Origin of the sequence: Rhodococcus parequi, assembly GCF_046042785.1 — a bacterium.
Taxonomy (GTDB): domain Bacteria; phylum Actinomycetota; class Actinomycetes; order Mycobacteriales; family Mycobacteriaceae; genus Prescottella; species Prescottella parequi.
In genome coordinates, this window is record NZ_JBDLNV010000001.1 from 177814 (window position 1) to 194675 (window position 16862).

The window sequence follows — 16862 nt, forward strand, 5'->3', positions numbered from 1 at the left end:
AAATCGGGCCCGGCACCTGTGACAGGTGCCGGGCCCGATCCCGTGTGTGGGTCCGTCAGATGACGCCCATGGCGAACATTCCGTCGGCAACCTTCACGAAGCCGGCGATGTTGGCGCCCAGGACGTAGTCGCCCGGCTTGCCGTACTCCTCGGCGGTCGTGGAGCACCGCTCGTGGATGCCGCGCATGATCTTCGACAGGCGCTCGTCCGTGTAGTCGAAGCTCCAGGAATCGCGCGAGGCGTTCTGCTGCATCTCCAGAGCGGAGGTGGCGACGCCACCGGCGTTGGCGGCCTTGCCGGGCGCGAAGGCGATGCCGGCCTCGCGGAACACCGCGATGCCGCCCGGGGTGGTGGGCATGTTGGCACCCTCGGCGACGGCCTTGACGCCGTTGTTCACCAGCGACTTCGCGGCGACGTCGTCCAGCTCGTTCTGCGTGGCGCACGGGAGCGCGATGTCACACGGCACGTTCCAGATGTTGCCACCGGGGAAGTACTGGGCGTCGGGACGCTCGTCGACGTACTCGGAGATGCGGCCGCGACGGACCTCCTTGATCTCCTTGAGCAGCTCGAGGTCGATGCCGTTGTTGTCGACGATGTAGCCGGAGGAATCGGAGCACGCGATGGAGGTGCCGCCGAGCTGGTGGATCTTCTCCATGGCGTAGATGGCGACGTTGCCCGAACCGGAGACGACGGCCTTCTTGCCCTCGATGGAGTCGCCCTTGGCGGCCATCATCTCGGCGACGAAGTAGGCGGCACCGTAGCCGGTGGCCTCCTTGCGGACCATCGAACCGCCCCAGGTGAGGCCCTTGCCGGTGAGAACGCCCGACTCGTACGAGTTGTTGAGGCGCTTGTACTGGCCGAACAGGTAGCCGATCTCGCGGCCGCCGACGCCGATGTCACCGGCCGGGACGTCGGTGTACTCACCGATGTGGCGCTGCAGCTCGGTCATGAACGACTGGCAGAAACGCATGATCTCGGACTCGGACTTGCCCTTGGGGTCGAAGTCCGAGCCGCCCTTGCCGCCACCGATGGGCAGGCCCGTGAGGGAGTTCTTGAAGATCTGCTCGAAGCCGAGGAACTTCACGATGCCGAGGTTGACGCTCGGGTGGAAGCGCAGGCCGCCCTTGTAGGGGCCGAGGACGCTGTTGTACTGCACGCGGAAACCACGGTTGACGTGGATGTTGCCGTTGTCGTCCTGCCACGGCACGCGGAAGATGATCTGCCGCTCAGGCTCGCAGAGACGCTCGATCAGGGCGCCGTCGGCGTAGTTGGGGTGCCGATCGAGAACCACGGTGAGCGACTCGAAGACCTCGGCGACCGCCTGGTGGAACTCCGGCTCGCCAGCATTGCGAAGGAGTACCTGCTTGTAGATCTCCTCGACGCGGTCGCGTACAGACAACATTCACCTACCTGATTCCGTGAGAACTTATTAATCTTTCCGTTACACGATAGTCCGCGAGGGTGCACGACTTCGACGGTTACCTGCGGAAAGTGAGATTAGCCACGTGTGAACATCGTGTTACGTGGTTGCGAAGATTGCTAGGCGCCTCCAGGTCGGGGCCGCTCGCGGCGATCGTCGGGGCCCGCGTTCGCGAGGTCGGCGGAGTCCCTGTTTTCCCAGCAGTCACACAGGAAACGCCGTGATCGGGGCATTTCCGTGGTTTGATCGGGGATCGACGAACGTATTCGGGGGAATCGGCGGTCGGGCCTGCTTCGGGTTGTCTCCCTCGACCTGTTGAAGGGGACAAAGGTCTGTGAGAGAAGCGAATCGAAGGTGGGCCGCAGCCCTGTCGGCGGCCGCGGTCACCGCGGGTCTGTCGGTCGCGATGGCGACGCCCGCTGCAGCCGTCGGTGGCCCCTGCGGTCAGGGCGGCGGCAGCCTGGGCAGTCTCGGAAGTTCCGGCCTGACAGGAAGCCTCATGGGTAGCCTGGGCGCCGGCAGTCTCGGCAGCGCGACGGGATCGCTGGCGAACTCGCTGCCGTGGATCACCGGTGCGCCCAACGGCGCCCTGCCGGTGTTGTCCGGCAAGACCAAGGCGCTCGAGATGGTCACGGGACCGGGTAGCCCCAACGACACGATCGACCGCTTCAGCGTCGCCGGCACCGACCTCGGGATCATGTGGGACAACGGGGCCGGCCAGGTGCTGATGGCCTTCGGTGACACCGTCGGCGATTGCGGCATCGACGGCGACCAGTGGCGCAGCAACGTGCTGTTCCGCAGCAATGACGCCAACCTGGCCGACGGCATGCGCATCGACAGTTCTCCGCTCGACACCCCTGGCGGGAACTTCTCGCGACAGGTCATCAAGGGTTTGCTGAATCTGCCTCCGGGAACGATGCCGGAGTTCACGGTGATCCCGACCGGCGGCGTCGCGGTCGACGGCGTGCAGTACGTGCGTTGGATGTCGGTCCGTTCGTGGGACGTGCCGGGAGAGTGGACCACCAACTACTCGGGCCTGGCCTTCTCCACCGACAACGGTGAGAACTGGACCACGGATCCGGCCACCGTCCGCCTCAACCGCGAGGGCGTGCTGGACGGTCTCGACCTGCCCGGCGTCCCGAATCTGGCGACCAGCAACAAGAACTGGCAGATGAGTGCGTTCGTGCCGGATCGGGGCGACGGCTACGTCTACGAGTTCGGAACGCCCTCCGGTCGATCCGGGGAGGCGCGCCTCGCCCGTGTACCGAAGGCGGACATTCGTAACCTCAGCGCTTACGAGTACCGAGCCGGTTCGGGGTGGAGCCAGGACATCGCCGACGCCGTTCCGGTGATCCGCGGCAACGTCAGCGAACTGTCGGTGCAATGGAATCCGTACCTGGGCAAGTACGTCGCGATGTACACCGACATGGGCGGTCTGAAGATCCGGCAGTCGTCGGACCTGATCAACTGGAGTGGCACGCAGACGTTGATCGGCTCGACTGCGTTGCCGTCGCTGTACGGCGGTTTCATGCATCCGTGGACGAACAAGAACGGCACCGACAAGAATCTCTACTTCGTGCTGACCACGTGGGATCGCTACAACGTGATCTACATGAAGACCGACCTGAGCGGCATGCGGGTGGCATCCACCGACACGTTCGACCGGCCGGACCCGGCGAAAACCGGCGAACAGAGGCTCGAGGGCTTCCAGACGCCCGAGGGCTTCGTCGCGCCCGACGAAGTCGAGTGATCGATCGCGGTTCGTAGCAATCGGCCCGTCCCCGGTAACCCGGGGGCGGGTCGTTCGCGATTAGCAACCGAAACCTTTCGGGGGTGCTAGGTTTCGGTCAGTCGGGGGTTCTGGTGGAACAGCCGAGGGGGATCGTCATGCGCGCCATTTTCGCCGCGGTCGTTGCGCTTGCCTTGTGTGCCGTCGCCCTGCCGGTAGCAACTGCGGAAGGCGCCGGGACCACCCCGCTACCCGTGCCGCACAACTTCTTCGACGGGATCGGGCTCGAGACGGCGAATCCGGGTGGTTCGATTCCGGGTTCCAACGATTGGACCTGTAAGCCGACCGTGGCCCACCCGAATCCGGTGATCCTCGTTCACGGCACCGGCGCGAATCGGCAAACCAACTGGGCCACATACGTTCCGCTGCTGAAGAACGAGGGCTACTGCGTTTTCGCGCCCACGTACGGCACGCGGCCGGGCGCGACATGGCCGATGAGCGCCTTCGGCGCACTCACTCCGCTGGAGCAGAGCGCGGAGGAGTTGGCGGTCTTCGTGGACGAGGTGCTCGCGGCCACCGGCGCGAGCAAGGTCGACGTCGTCGGTCACTCGCAGGGCACGCTGATGTCGAACTACTACGTGAAGTTCCTCGGGGGCGCGGCGAAGGTGGACAAATATGTGTCACTGCCCCGCTGTGGGGTGGGGCCGGCTCCTTCGGCGCCGGTGAGATCACGGCCCTCGTGAAGCAGTTCGGACTGAAGCCGTTGCAGGAGCAGACGTTCGGCCAACTGTGCGCGTCGTGCCTGGACATGGCCCCGGGCGCCGATTTCGTCGAGAAGATGAACGAGGGCGGCAGTCCGTATGCGCCCGGAGTCGCGTACACGAACATCGCCACCCGATACGACGAACTCGTCGTGCCGTACACCAGCGGTCTGGTCCCCGGCCCCGACGCGACCAACATCGTCGTCCAGGACCAGTGCCCGCAGGACTACTCGGAGCATGCGGCGCTGGCGGCATCGCCGGTCGCGGCCGGTCATGTGCTCAACGCTCTCGATCCGCAGCACCCGCATCCGGTGCCGTGCATGTTGATCTCGCCGTTCACCGGCTCGCCGATCGGGTAGCACTTTTGTGGTGCCCCCGGCAGGAATCGAACCTGCGACCTAGAGATTAGAAGGCTCTTGCTCTATCCAACTGAGCTACGGAGGCGCGGCCAAGAGCATACCTGCTGAATCGGGGTGATTCGCGCATCCGGGGTCAGCTCCAGAGTGTGACGTGCACCTTGGGTTTGAAGTGGGTGACGTCGACGCCGGAGCCGCGGATCATCGCCTGGATGCAGCGCGGTGTGCTGACGAAGTGCAGCAGTTCGGTGGCGGCGGGCTGGAGGTGCTGGTGATGCAGCGTGGTCGCACACCATTCGCCGGCCGCACGCAGTTCCGGGCCCTCCACGAGGCCGAGCGAGCCGGCCGACAGTTCGTCGTCGATCGCGAAGCCTAGGCCGAGCGTCAGCGCCGAGGACCGGCGGACCGCCTCGACCGCGGCGGCGTCGCTCTGGAAGATCCGTTGCCGCTCGTGGGGGATGTCGAGCGCGCGGAGCATGTGCCGCATGACGCCGTCGCCGCCGGCCGCGGACGGCCCCAGGAACCACTGCTGCTCGCGCAGCTGCCGTAGTGACGGCCGGGTACGCGCCAGCGGGTGCTCGGGAGCGCACACCGTCAGCACCTCGTACTGCAGGAACGGGTGCACGCACAGCGGCTGCCGCTCACCGAGGGTCCGCGGCCCCAGCGCGACGTCGACGGCTCGCGAGGAGATCAGATTCGCGAACTGCCGGACGGGGTGGACGCTCAACTCGACCGACAGATCCTTCGCGCGCCCGGCGAACAGGTCGATCAGCCCGGGGGCGGCGTGTTCGGAGAACAGCGGTGACGCCGCGATCCGTAGGAGGCGTCGCCCGTTGCCGGCCTGGCTCACCTCGAGCGCCGTCTGCTGCTGCAGTCCGAGGATCTCGACGGCCCGGCTCGCGAGACGCAGCCCGCCGGGGGTGAAAGCGAGCCCGGACGGCCGGCGAGAGTACAGGGGGTCGTCGAGTTCCTTGCGGAGCTGGGCGATATGCATGGAGACACCCGAATCGGTCATGCCCAATTCACGCGCTGCCGCTCGAACCGATCCGAGCCGCACCACCGCGGAATAGGCTCGCAGTTGAGCGGGTGTCACGCCCTCGAGGGTACGGGCCGAGAAAGATCGACATCTGCGAATGGACCGGCCTCACCTGCGGCGACGGCCGGGGCTGGAGGCTGATGCCATGCGCGACGTCTTGTCCGATCTGCTCGCTATCTGGCGCGCGGACGAGACGGCCGGACTCGCCACCGTCGTCGCCACTTTCCACTCCGCACCCCGCGCCCCGGGGGCCGCGATGGTGGTCGCCCCCGACGGCCGCGTGGCCGGGTCGGTCTCCGGTGGGTGCGTCGAGGGCGCGGTGTACGACCTCGCGTCCGAGGTGGTGCGATCGGGGGTCCCGGCGCTCGAACGGTACGGCGTCAGCGACGACGACGCGTTCGCGGTCGGGCTCACGTGCGGCGGCATCCTGGACGTGTTCGTCGAACCGGTCTCGCGCTCCACGTTCCCCGCGCTGGGCGACGTCGCCGCCGACATCGAGGCGCGTCGGCCGGTGGCGGTGGCGACGGTCGTCGACGATGTGGCCGGCCGCATCGGACACCATCTCGTGATTCGGTCCGACCACGCGGCCGGGACGCTCGGATCCGATCGGCTCGATGCTGCGGTCGCGGACGACGGCCGCGGCCTGCTCGCTGCGGGCCGGACCGCGGTGCTCGGGTACGGGCCGGACGGCCAGCGCCGCGGTGAGGGCCTGGCGGTGTTCGTCGCGAGCTACGCCCCGCCGCCGCGGATGCTGGTGTTCGGCGCGATCGACTTCGCGGCCGCGGTGGCCCGCCAGGGCGCCTTCCTCGGCTACCGGGTGACGGTGTGCGACGCGCGCGAGGTGTTCGCGACCGCCTCGCGCTTCCCGACCGCCGACGAGGTGGTGGTCGACTGGCCGCACCGCTACCTCACCGCTCAGGCCGAAGCAGGAGGGATCGACGGCCGCACCGTGATCTGCGTGCTCACCCACGACCCCAAGTTCGACGTTCCCTTGCTCGCGGTCGCGCTCCGGTTGCCGGACGTCGGGTACGTGGGGGCGATGGGATCGCAGCGCACCCACCTCGATCGCCTGGACCGGCTGCGCGAGGCCGGGCTCACGGAGACGGAGCTGTCCCGCCTGGCGAGCCCGATCGGGTTGGACCTCGGGGCCCGCACACCGGAGGAGACGGCGGTGTCCATCGCCGCGGAGATCATCGCGCGGCGCTGGGGCGGGGGCGGGCTGCCGCTACGTGACCTGCACGGACGCATCCACCACGAGCAAACCGGATGATCGGGGCGGCCGTGTCGGGGTGGAGATCAAGGATTCGCTGAATCGCGCTTGACGCCTCGCCCGACCGGGCACACGCTGGAAGGTGTCCGGGCTGTGAGGAGTGCCACATGCAGGTTCCGGGACTGTTCGAATACGAGCGCGCCACCGACGTCGAGAATGCGATCGCGCTGCTGGATCGGCTGGGTGACGAGGCGCGGATCGTCGCGGGTGGCCACAGTCTGCTGCCGATGATGAAACTGCGACTGGCGAACCCCGAGTACCTCATCGACATCAACGATCTCGCCGACGAACTCGGTGGCATCACCGTCGAGGCGGACGCGGTGCGGATCGGCGCGATGGTCCGGCATCGGCAGATCCTCGAGTCCGACGATCTGGCCCGGTTGCTGCCGATCTTCCGGGACGCCGAGCGGGTCATCGCGGACCCGGTGGTGCGGAACCGCGGCACGATCGGCGGGTCGCTGTGCCAGGCCGATCCGGCCGAGGACCTCACGACGGTGTGCACGGTGGTGGGCGCCGTCTGCGTGATCCGGGGACCGACCGGGGTGCGGGAGGTGCCGATGGACGAGTTCCTCGTCGGTCCGTACGAAACCGCGGTGCGGGGCAACGAGATCCTCACCGAGGTGTGGATTCCCCGGGTGCCGTCGGGATCGAGTGCGTACACGAAAGTGGAACGACGCGTAGGGGACTGGGCGATCGCGGCCGCGGGAGCCGCGGTCCGGTTGGACGGTGACCGGATCGGTGCGGCGCGCCTCGGGCTCACCGCGGTGGTTCCGGCCGCCGACCGGCTGGCCGACATCGGTGACGCGCTGCGCGGGCAGCCCGCCGACGAGGAGAACTTCCGGCGAGCGGGCGAACTGGCCGGGCAGGCCTGCGAACCCGTGACCGACTCGCGCGGCACCGCCGCCTACAAGCGGCATCTCGCCGAGGAACTGACCGTCCGATCGCTGCGGACCGCCGTCGACCGGGCACGGACCGGACGGACGGAGTCGTGACATGCAGGTGACGATCACGGTCAACGGCGACGAGGTCACCGACGACGTCGAGCCACGCATGCTACTGGTGCATTTCCTGCGTGACCGGTTGCGCCTGACCGGAACCCACTGGGGATGCGACACCAGCAACTGCGGCACCTGTGTGGTCGCGGTGGACGGGGAGCCGGTGAAGTCGTGCACCATGCTCGCGGTGATGGCGGACGGGCACGAGGTCCGCACCGTGGAGGGGCTGGCCGCGGACGGCGTCCTGGACCCGATTCAGGAGGGCTTCATGCAGTGCCACGGGCTCCAGTGTGGATTCTGCACGCCCGGGATGATGATCACCGCCCGCGCACTGCTCGACCGTGACCCCGACCCCGACGAGCAGACGATCCGCGAGGCCATCTCCGGCCAGATCTGCCGATGCACCGGGTACACCACGATCGTCCGGTCGGTCCAGTGGGCGGCCGAGCACGGTGGCGCGGCCACCGACACCGTGAGGACGGGAGGCGCGTCGTGACCGCGCTCGACGACCAGCAGACGGACCCCGGCTCCACCCCCAACGACGGCAGACCCTGCGGACACGGCCGGATGCTCCGCAAGGAGGATCCGCGGTTCATCCGCGGCCAGGGCCACTACGTCGACGACGTGCAGCTGCCCGGGATGCTGCACCTGGCGATCCTCCGGTCGCCGGTGGCGCACGCGCGCGTCGTGCGGGTGGACACCACGGCAGCGCAGGCGCACCCGCGGGTCGCGGCGGTCGTCACCGGCGCTGACCTCGCCGAAAAGGGGCTGGCGTGGATGCCCACGTTGTCGAACGACGTGCAGGCGGTGCTCGCGACGGACAAGGTGCGTTTCCAGGGACAGGAGGTTGCCTTCGTCGTCGCCGAGGACCGGTACTCGGCCCGTGACGCGCTCGAGCTGATCGACGTCGAGTACGAGATCCTCGACCCGGTGATCGACGCCCGCCGGGCCCTCGCCGCGGACGCGCCGGTCATCCGCACCGACCTCGACGGCAAGAACGACAACCACTGCTTCGACTGGGAGACGGGCGATTCCGCAGCCACCGACGCGGTGTTCGCGAAGGCCGACGTGGTGGTGCGGCAGGAGATCGTCTACCCCCGGGTGCATCCCGCACCGATGGAGACGTGCGGCGCGGTCGCCGACTTCGACGCCGTGAACGGCAAGCTGACCCTGTGGTCGACCAGCCAGGCGCCGCACGCGCACCGCACGCTGTACGCACTGGTGGCGGGCCTGCCCGAGCACAAGATCCGCGTCGTCTCGCCGGACATCGGCGGCGGCTTCGGCAACAAGGTGCCCATCTACCCGGGTTACGTGTGCGCGATCGTCGGGTCGCTGCTCACCGGCAAACCCGTCAAGTGGATGGAGGATCGCAGCGAGAACCTCACCAGCACCGGCTTCGCGCGTGACTACATCATGGTCGGCGAGATCGCCGCGACCCGCGAGGGGAAGATTCTCGCGATCCGCACCGACGTCCTGGCCGACCACGGCGCCTTCAACGGCACCGCGGCCCCGGTGAAGTACCCGGCGGGGTTCTTCGGGGTGTTCACCGGCAGCTACGACCTCGAGGCCGCGTACTGCCACATGACCGCCGTCTACACGAACAAGGCGCCCGGCGGCGTCGCCTACGCGTGCTCGTTCCGGATCACCGAGGCCGTGTACCTGGTCGAACGGTTGGTGGACTGTCTCGCGTTCGACCTCGACCTGGACCCGGCGGAGCTGCGGTTGCGAAACCTGCTGCGCCCCGACCAGTTTCCGTACACGTCCAAGACCGGGTGGCAGTACGACTCCGGCGACTACGCGACCACGATGCGCAAGGCGATGGACATGATCGGCTACGCCGACCTGCGCCGCGAACAAGCCCAGCGGCGCGAGCGCGGCGAACTCATGGGCATCGGGATGTCGTTCTTCACCGAGGCCGTCGGGGCAGGACCGCGCAAGGACATGGACATCCTCGGTCTGGGCATGGCCGACGGCTGCGAACTCACCGTGCACCCGACCGGTAAGGCCGTGGTCCGGATCTCGGTGCAGACGCAGGGGCAGGGGCACGAGACGACGTTCGCGCAGATCGTCGCCGAGGAACTCGGCATCCCGCCGGAGGACATCGACGTCGTGCACGGCGACACCGACAACACCCCGTTCGGGCTCGGCACGTACGGCAGCCGCTCGACGCCGGTGTCGGGAGCCGCCGCCGCGTTGGTGGCGCGCAAGGTCCGCGACAAGGCGCGGATCATCGCGTCGGGCATGCTCGAGGTATCCGTCGCCGACCTGGAGTGGGAGAAGGGCAACTTTCACGTGAAGGGCGACCCGTCGGCGGCGGTGACGATCCAGGACATCGCGATGCGTTCCTACGGGGCCGGGGATCTGCCCGAGGGCATCGAGGGTGGGCTCGAGGCCCAGATCTGTTACAACCCGGAGAATCTCACGTACCCGTACGGCGCGTACTTCTGTGTCGTGGACGTCGACCCCGGCACCGGACACGTCGGCGTGCGCCGCTTCCTCGCCGTCGACGACTGCGGCACCCGCATCAACCCGATGATCATCGAGGGGCAGGTACACGGCGGCATCACCGACGGAATCGGCATGGCGCTCATGGAGATCGTCGCGTTCGACGAGGACGGCAACTGCCTGGGCGGCTCGCTCATGGACTACCTCATCCCGACGGCGGTCGAGGTGCCGCACCTCGAGACCGGTTTCACCGTCACGCCGTCGCCGCACCACCCGATCGGCGCCAAGGGGATCGGGGAGAGCGCGACCGTCGGGTCGCCGCCGGCCGTCGTCAACGCCGTCGTCGATGCGTTGAAGCCGTTCGGGGTGCGGCACGCGGACATGCCGTTGACGCCGTCGAGGGTGTGGGAGGCGATGCAGGGTCGCACGACCCCGCCGATCTGACCGAGGAGTTCGCATGGACCTGTCAGCGCGCGCCGCGGAACTGGCGGACGAGCGGAGACCGTTCGTGCGTGCGACGGTGGTGCGCGCCCAGCAGCCGACGTCGACCCGGCCGGGGGACCGGGCGATCGTGTTGCCGGACGGCACCATCGAGGGTTTCGTCGGCGGGCACTGTGCGCACGACTCGGTGCGGCGGGCGGCGATCGGCGCGGTGGCGTCGGGGGAGAGCGTGCTGCTGCGGATCCTGCCCGACGGCGGGCCCGCGTATCCGGACGTTCCGGGCGCCGACGTCGTCGTGAACCCGTGCCTGTCCGGTGGGGCGATGGAGATCTTCCTCGAACCGTGCCTGCCCGCCCCGATCGTGCGGGTGGCCGGTGCCACGCCCGTGGCCGACGCCGTCGCCCGCGTGCTCGCGGTGCTCGACGTCGACGTCCGACGCGGATCGGCCGCCGGTGACGGCGAGGCGGCGGTGATCGTCGCGAGTCTCGGCGGTGACGAGCCGGCCGTGATCCGCGAGGCGCTGGACTCCGGTGTCGGGTACGTCGCCCTGGTCGCGAGCGACAGGCGCGGTCCCGCGATCGTCGACGAGCTCGAACTCGACGACACCGAACGGGCCGTCGTGCACACCCCCGCGGGGCTGCCGATCGGTGCCCGCACGCCGGGGGAGATCGCGGTGTCGATCGCGGCGGAGCTGGTGCGGACGATCCGGATCGAGCAGCTGGGTTCCGTCCCGGCGGGGACGTGGGGCGCGGCCCTCACCGTGGTCGACCCGGTGTGCGGCATGACGGTGGTCGTCGATTCCGAGACGCCACACCTGCAGATCGACGGCGAGGACTACTGGTTCTGCGCACCGGGATGCCGCCGCGCCTACGAGAAGGAGCGTGCGCGATGTTCGTGACGGGACTCGTCCTCGCCGCCGGATCGTCGCGGCGACTGGGCCGGCCGAAACAGTTGCTGCCGTACCGCGGAGCGACGCTGCTCGACGCGACGCTCGCGACGGCCCGCGCGTGCCGCTTCCACCAGCTGCTGGTGACGGTGCCCGGATCCGCGGAGGCCATCGAGGATCTCGTCGACCTCGGCGGGTGCACCGTGGTGCACTGCCCGGACGCGGGGGGCGGATGTTCGAACTCGGTGAAAGCCGCACTGCCGGAGATCGATCCGCTCGCCTCCGGGATCGTACTCATGCTCGGCGACCAGCCCGGGGTCCGCCCGTCCACGGTCCGCGCGTTGATCGAGCGGGGTCGCCTCGAGACCATCGGATTGTGCCGCTACCGCGACGGTGAGGGACATCCGCTGTGGCTGGGGCGGGGCGTGTTCGGTGACCTCGCCGCACTGTACGGCGACAAGGCCGTGTGGAAGCTGTTCGACCGCGACGACATCGACGTGTTCGACGTGCCGGTGGAGGGGCGGATCCCGCTCGACGTCGACACGTGGGACGAGTACCGGGCGCTGCTCGACCAGGACCGGGACGCCTCGTGACCGACGCCGTCACCGCGATCGTCCCCGACGTCGACACGCTGATCCGACGTTTCGATGCGCGGGACTATCTCCTCGACGAGGGGACCGCCACCGCGCTGTTCCTGGCGCTGCAGCTGGGTCGGCCGCTGCTGCTCGAGGGCGAACCGGGGGTGGGGAAGACGACGGCGGCCAAGGCGCTCGCCGCGGCGCTGAACGCCCCACTGGTGCGGCTGCAGTGCTACGAGGGCCTCGGCGCCGACGAGGCCCTCTACGACTGGAACTATCAGCGGCAGCTGCTGGCCGTCCGGGTGTCCGAGGCCCGCGGCGAGCGGCTGCAGGAAGCCGACCTGTTCACCGAACCGTTCCTGCTCGAACGCCCGATCCTGCGCTGTGTGCGGCATCGCGGAGCGATCCCGCCGGTGCTCCTGATCGACGAGATCGACCGCGCGGACGACGAATTCGAGGCGCTGCTGCTCGAATTCCTCGGCGAGGCGGCGGTGACGGTGCCCGAGATCGGCACCTTCGCCGCGGACCGGGCGCCGATCGTCGTGCTCACGTCGAACCGCAGCCGGGACCTGCACGACGCGTTGCGCCGCCGGTGCCTCTACCACTGGATCGATTATCCGGAGCCGGAGCGGGCCGCGGCGATCCTGCGCCGGACCGTCCCCGGGGCGGCGGCCCCACTGATCGCGAGCGTCACCGACTTCCTGGGCTCGGCACGCACCCTCGACCTCGACAAGTCCCCGGGGGTCGCGGAGGCCATCGACTGGGTCTCGGCCCTCGCCGCGCTCGGTGCCGCCGATCTCGTGCCCGCCGAGGCGCTCGCGAGCCTCGGCGCGATCGCGAAGACCCCCGACGATCGGACCGTGCTGGCCGACGCGGTGGGCACGTACGCCGCGAGCGGAGAGACAGGATGAGAGGACGACGATGAAGATTGCAGACCAGTTCACGGTCGACGCCCCGATCGATCGGGCATGGGAGGTGCTCACCGATCTCGAGGGCATCGCACCGTTGCTGCCGGGCGCCCGGATGACGGGCCGCGAGGGCGACGACTACCTCGGCACCGTCAAGATCAAGGTCGGTCCGGTCACGACCGAGTTCGCCGGCCGCGCCTCCTTCACGGAGAAGGACGCGCAGTCCCACACCGCGGTGATCGACGCGCGCGGCAGGGAGAAGCGGGGCAGCGGCAACGCGTCGGCCACGATCACCGCGCGCCTGCACGGCGAGGGCGATGCGACGCGGGTGACCGTCGACACCGACATGAAGGTGGTCGGCAAGCTCGCCCAGTTCGGCAGCGGCATGATCGCGCAGGTGTCCGCGAAGCTGATGGGCCAGTTCGCGTCGTCGCTCGAGGACAGGCTCGCGGCGGAGACCCGAGAGACCGCGGCGCCGGTCCCGGAATCGGCAGACATGCCCGGTGCTCCGATGGTCGTCCCGCCGGGCGCGGACGTCGTCGAATCGGAGGTCGAGCCCATCGACCTCGTCGCCCTGTCCGGTGTCGGCGCCGCCCGCCGGCTACTGCCCTGGCTGGCGGCGGCGATCGCGGCGGCCGTCGTCTTCACGGTCCTGCGCTCGCGGCGGCGGTGACGGCGCCCAGCGCCCCGGCACCCCTGTTCCGTGGGGTGGACCTCGCCGCGTTCGCCGTCGCGTTGGTGACTCGGGCGCGCGCGTCGGGGATCGCGGTGTCGGCGAGTGGGGCGGCTCGGTTCACCGAAGCGCTGCGGGTGCTTCCGCCGACCGATCGACGTCGGCTCTACTGGACCGCCCGCATCACGCTGGTCGGCCGCCAGCTCGATCTGGACCGGTTCGACGCCGTCTTCGCCGCAGTGTTCGCCGACGCGGTACTCGCGCTCGACCCGGCGGCCCGCGCCGCCGGAGGTGCGCCGAGACCCCGGCCCCGTCGATCCGACTCCGGGGCGTCGGCACCCGTGCGTGACGCGCAGGCGGCCCGGACGGCCCCGCCGTGGGTCACCCGGCAGGGGGTGCCGGAGACCGCGACAGGCCCCGCGGCCGATTCGGTCGGGGCGTGGAGGGGGTGGCCGAGCCCGCGCGAGGATCTCGCCGGCGAGGCGTTCGGCGCGTTCGACGACGCCGATCTGAGGGCGCTCGGACGCGGGCTGGAGCAAGCCCGACGAGGGTGGCCCACCCGGCCGAGTCGCCGCCGCGAACCGCACCGGCACGGCCGGGTGGATCTGCGCGCGACGATGTGCCGCGCCCGCCGCACCGGGTTCGAACCGATCCGGGTGGTGCGGAACCGGCCGCGCCCGCGCCCCCGCCGGATCGTGCTGGTGTGCGACGTGAGTCGTTCCATGCGCGGATACGCCGATGCCTACCTGCACCTGATGCGCGCCGCAGTGCTGCGGTCGCGCCCCGGGGACGCCGAGGTGTTCGCCTTCTCGACCCGGCTCACGCGACTGACGCCGACGCTCGCGCATCGCAGCGCCGAGGCGGCCGCAGAGCGGGCGACGGAGCGCGTCGTCGACCGATTCGGTGGCACTCACATCGCGCAGAGCCTCGGCGCACTGTTGTCCTCGCCACACGGTTCGGCGTTGCGCGGCGCCGTCGTGATCATCGCGTCGGACGGCTGGGACAGCGACGACCCCGCCGAACTGGCGCGTGCGGCGGCGCGGGTCGGCCGCCGCGCGCACCGGTTGGTGTGGCTCAATCCCCGCGCCGCCCAACCAGGTTTCGAGCCGGTTGCAGGACCGATGGCGGCGGCGCTGCCGTACTGCGACGACTTCCTGCCCGCGCACACCGTGCGGGCGCTGGCCGAGATGCTCGAGATCGTCGGCGGACCGTGATCGCGGCGGGCGCCCCGACCGGGGTGAGGCACAAGTCCGACGGATTGTCGTAGGTCCTACCCTGGTAGGCATGGCAGCACCCGTGCGTGAGCAGACCGAGCACGCTCCCGTTCCCTCGTCCCGTCCCGGTTCCGGCCTGTTCTTCGCGGTCAGCGGCGTCCTCGCCGGCCTCGTCGCCGCGCTGGTGGTCGCCATGTCGGCGTCACAGGCGCTGGTGCTGATGGGCATCCCGGATCCGGGCCCGCTCACCACCTACGGCCTGCCGGCCCTGCGCGCCGTCAGCGAAGTTGCCGCGGTGATCGCGATCGGCTCGCTGCTGTTCGCGGCGTTCATGGTGCCGCCGCAGAAGACGGGCGTACTCGACGTCGACGGCTACCGCGCGATCCGCACGGCGTCGCACGCCGCGTTCGTGTGGGCGGTGAGTGCGGTGGTGCTGATCCCGCTGACCCTGTCGGACACGTCGGGGCAGCCGTTCTCGGAGGCCGTCAAGCCGTCGAACCTGTTCTCGGCGATCGGGCAGGTGGAGACCGCGGTCGCGTGGCAGTGGACCGCGATCATGGCCGTCGTCCTGGCGGTCCTGTGCCGGATCGCGCTGCGCTGGTCCTGGACGCCGTTCCTGCTGGCGCTCGGCGTCGCGACGATGATGCCGCTGGCCCTGACCGGACACTCGTCCTCCGGCGGCTCGCACGACGTCGCCACCAACAGCCTCATCTGGCATCTCGTGGGCGCCGCCCTCTGGGCGGGCGGACTGTTCGCGCTGCTGGCCCACGCCCGCCGCCGCGGCGCCCACACCGACGTCGCCGCCCGGCGCTTCTCGCTCGTCGCGACCATCTGCTTCGTGGCGATGGCGATCAGCGGTGTCGTCAACGCGCTCGTCCGGGTTCCGCTCGACGACCTGTTCTCCACCACCTACGGCCGCCTGATCGTGGCGAAGATCGTGGCCCTGGTGCTGCTCGGTGTCTTCGGCTTCCTCCAGCGCCGGCGCGCGCTGCCCGCGCTCGCCGCCGACCCGGAGTCGCGGGGGGCACTCGTCCGCTTCGCGGGCGCGGAGGCGCTGGTGTTCGCCGCGACGATCGGTATCGCCGTCGGCCTCGGCCGCACCCCGCCGCCCCCGCCGTCGTCGGTGCCGACGATCACCGAGGTCGAGCTCGGGTACAACCTCGACGGCCCGCCCACCTTCGCGAAGCTGATGCTCGACTGGCGTTTCGACCTCATCTTCGGCACCGCCGCGATCGTCCTCGCGGTGCTGTACTTCGTCGGTCTCCGGACGTTGCGCAAGCGCGGCGACAGCTGGCCGGTGGGACGCACCATCGCGTGGTTCGCCGGCTGCCTGGTGCTGCTCATCGGTACGTCGTCGGGTGTCGGTCGCTACGCGCCGGCGATGTTCAGCGTCCACATGGGCGCCCACATGGCGCTGTCCATGCTGGCTCCCGTCCTGCTGGTTCTCGGCGGCCCCTTCACTCTCGCGCTGCGGGCCATGCGCCCCGCCGGCAAGGACGGCGTCCCCGGACCGCGCGAATGGCTGCTGGCGTTCCTGCACAGCCCGATCTCGCGGTTCCTCACCCATCCGCTGGTGGCGTCGGTGCTGTTCGTCGGCGGCTTCTACGCGCTGTACCTCGGCGGAATCTTCGGGGCCAACGTCGACAGCCACACTGCGCACCTGCTGATGAACGTGCACTTCATCCTCAGTGGCTACCTGTTCTACTGGGTCGTGATCGGCGTCGACCCGTCCCCGCGCCAGTTGCAGCCCATCACCAAGCTGGCGATGGTGTTCGGATCGCTGCCCTTCCACGCGTTCTTCGGCATCGCACTGATGAGCATGGGTGAGGTCATGGGCGCCCAGTTCTACCGTTCGCTCGGGCTCGAATGGAACAGCGACCTGCTGAACGACCAGCAGTTGGGCGGGTCGATCGCGTGGGCCACCGGTGAGGTGCCGCTCGTGCTCGTCATGCTCGCGCTGCTGGTGCAGTGGTCGCGCAGCGATCAGAAGGTCGCCAAGCGCGTCGACCGAGCGGCCGAGCGCGACGACGACGCGGACCTGGCCGCGCACAACGCGATGTTCGCCGAGCTCGCCCGGCGCGACCGGGAGGCCGGCCGGTAACACACGCCGCCGACACAGCAGGGCCGTCCGGCGCCGTCCGACGCAGGCC

Annotated in this window: 13 protein-coding genes, 1 tRNA gene and 1 pseudogene; 12 read left to right on the plus strand and 3 right to left on the minus strand. The window is 69.7% G+C overall.

The window, feature by feature from the left end; all coding sequences use genetic code 11:
- Positions 1–55: 55 nt before the first annotated feature.
- A complete protein-coding gene (gdhA, locus tag ABEU20_RS00825; RefSeq protein WP_420163113.1) occupies positions 56–1399 on the minus strand; it encodes an NADP-specific glutamate dehydrogenase in 1344 nt (447 codons plus the stop codon).
- A 355-nt stretch (positions 1400–1754) separates the two neighbouring features.
- On the opposite strand from gdhA, the gene ABEU20_RS00830 reads away from it, so the two are divergent.
- Both ABEU20_RS00830 and ABEU20_RS00835 read left to right on the plus strand, forming a co-directional pair.
- Positions 1755–3170 carry a DUF4185 domain-containing protein gene (locus ABEU20_RS00830; RefSeq protein WP_420162513.1) on the plus strand — a complete coding sequence of 472 codons (1416 nt, stop codon included), beginning with the start codon at positions 1755–1757 and terminating at the stop codon, positions 3168–3170.
- Positions 3171–3307: 137 nt separating this feature from the next.
- Positions 3308–4269 (plus strand): annotated as a pseudogene (locus tag ABEU20_RS00835) (esterase/lipase family protein).
- Between the two features lie 8 nt (positions 4270–4277).
- On the opposite strand, the gene ABEU20_RS00840 reads toward ABEU20_RS00835, so the two are convergent.
- Positions 4278–4354, minus strand: a tRNA-Arg gene (locus ABEU20_RS00840).
- Between the two features lie 48 nt (positions 4355–4402).
- Positions 4403–5359: a LysR family transcriptional regulator gene (locus ABEU20_RS00845; RefSeq protein WP_420162514.1), complete on the minus strand. Its 957-nt coding sequence runs from the start codon at positions 5357–5359 to the stop codon at positions 4403–4405.
- An 88-nt stretch (positions 5360–5447) separates the two neighbouring features.
- Here ABEU20_RS00845 and ABEU20_RS00850 point away from each other — a divergent pair, with 88 nt between their 5' ends.
- The 10 genes from ABEU20_RS00850 to ABEU20_RS00895 all read left to right on the plus strand — a co-directional run bounded on the left by ABEU20_RS00850 (position 5448) and on the right by ABEU20_RS00895 (position 16813).
- Positions 5448–6572 carry an XdhC family protein gene (locus ABEU20_RS00850; RefSeq protein WP_420162515.1) on the plus strand — a complete coding sequence of 375 codons (1125 nt, stop codon included), beginning with the start codon at positions 5448–5450 and terminating at the stop codon, positions 6570–6572.
- Between the two features lie 107 nt (positions 6573–6679).
- A complete protein-coding gene (locus ABEU20_RS00855; protein WP_420162516.1) occupies positions 6680–7564 on the plus strand; it encodes an FAD binding domain-containing protein in 885 nt (294 codons plus the stop codon).
- A 1-nt stretch (position 7565) separates the two neighbouring features.
- Positions 7566–8063: a (2Fe-2S)-binding protein gene (locus ABEU20_RS00860; RefSeq protein ID WP_420162517.1), complete on the plus strand. Its 498-nt coding sequence runs from the start codon at positions 7566–7568 to the stop codon at positions 8061–8063.
- Positions 8060–10456, plus strand: a complete 2397-nt coding sequence (locus ABEU20_RS00865) for an aerobic carbon-monoxide dehydrogenase large subunit (RefSeq protein WP_420162518.1) — start codon at positions 8060–8062, stop codon at positions 10454–10456. The genes ABEU20_RS00860 and ABEU20_RS00865 overlap by 4 nt, the downstream gene beginning before the upstream one ends.
- Positions 10457–10469: 13 nt before the next feature.
- A complete protein-coding gene (locus ABEU20_RS00870; protein ID WP_420162519.1) occupies positions 10470–11351 on the plus strand; it encodes an XdhC family protein in 882 nt (293 codons plus the stop codon).
- Positions 11342–11932, plus strand: coding sequence for a nucleotidyltransferase family protein (locus ABEU20_RS00875; protein ID WP_420162520.1), 591 nt, complete (start codon positions 11342–11344; stop codon positions 11930–11932). The genes ABEU20_RS00870 and ABEU20_RS00875 overlap by 10 nt, the downstream gene beginning before the upstream one ends.
- Positions 11929–12828, plus strand: coding sequence for an AAA family ATPase (locus tag ABEU20_RS00880; RefSeq protein WP_420162521.1), 900 nt, complete (start codon positions 11929–11931; stop codon positions 12826–12828). Before ABEU20_RS00875 ends, ABEU20_RS00880 begins: the two co-directional genes overlap by 4 nt.
- A 10-nt stretch (positions 12829–12838) precedes the next feature.
- Positions 12839–13498, plus strand: a complete 660-nt coding sequence (locus ABEU20_RS00885; RefSeq protein WP_420162522.1) for an SRPBCC family protein — start codon at positions 12839–12841, stop codon at positions 13496–13498.
- Positions 13495–14712: a vWA domain-containing protein gene (locus tag ABEU20_RS00890; RefSeq protein ID WP_420162523.1), complete on the plus strand. Its 1218-nt coding sequence runs from the start codon at positions 13495–13497 to the stop codon at positions 14710–14712. Before ABEU20_RS00885 ends, ABEU20_RS00890 begins: the two co-directional genes overlap by 4 nt.
- Before the next feature lie 70 nt (positions 14713–14782).
- Entirely contained in the window at positions 14783–16813 is a 2031-nt protein-coding gene (locus ABEU20_RS00895) for a cytochrome c oxidase assembly protein (RefSeq protein ID WP_420162524.1), read from the plus strand.
- Positions 16814–16862 lie beyond the last annotated feature (49 nt).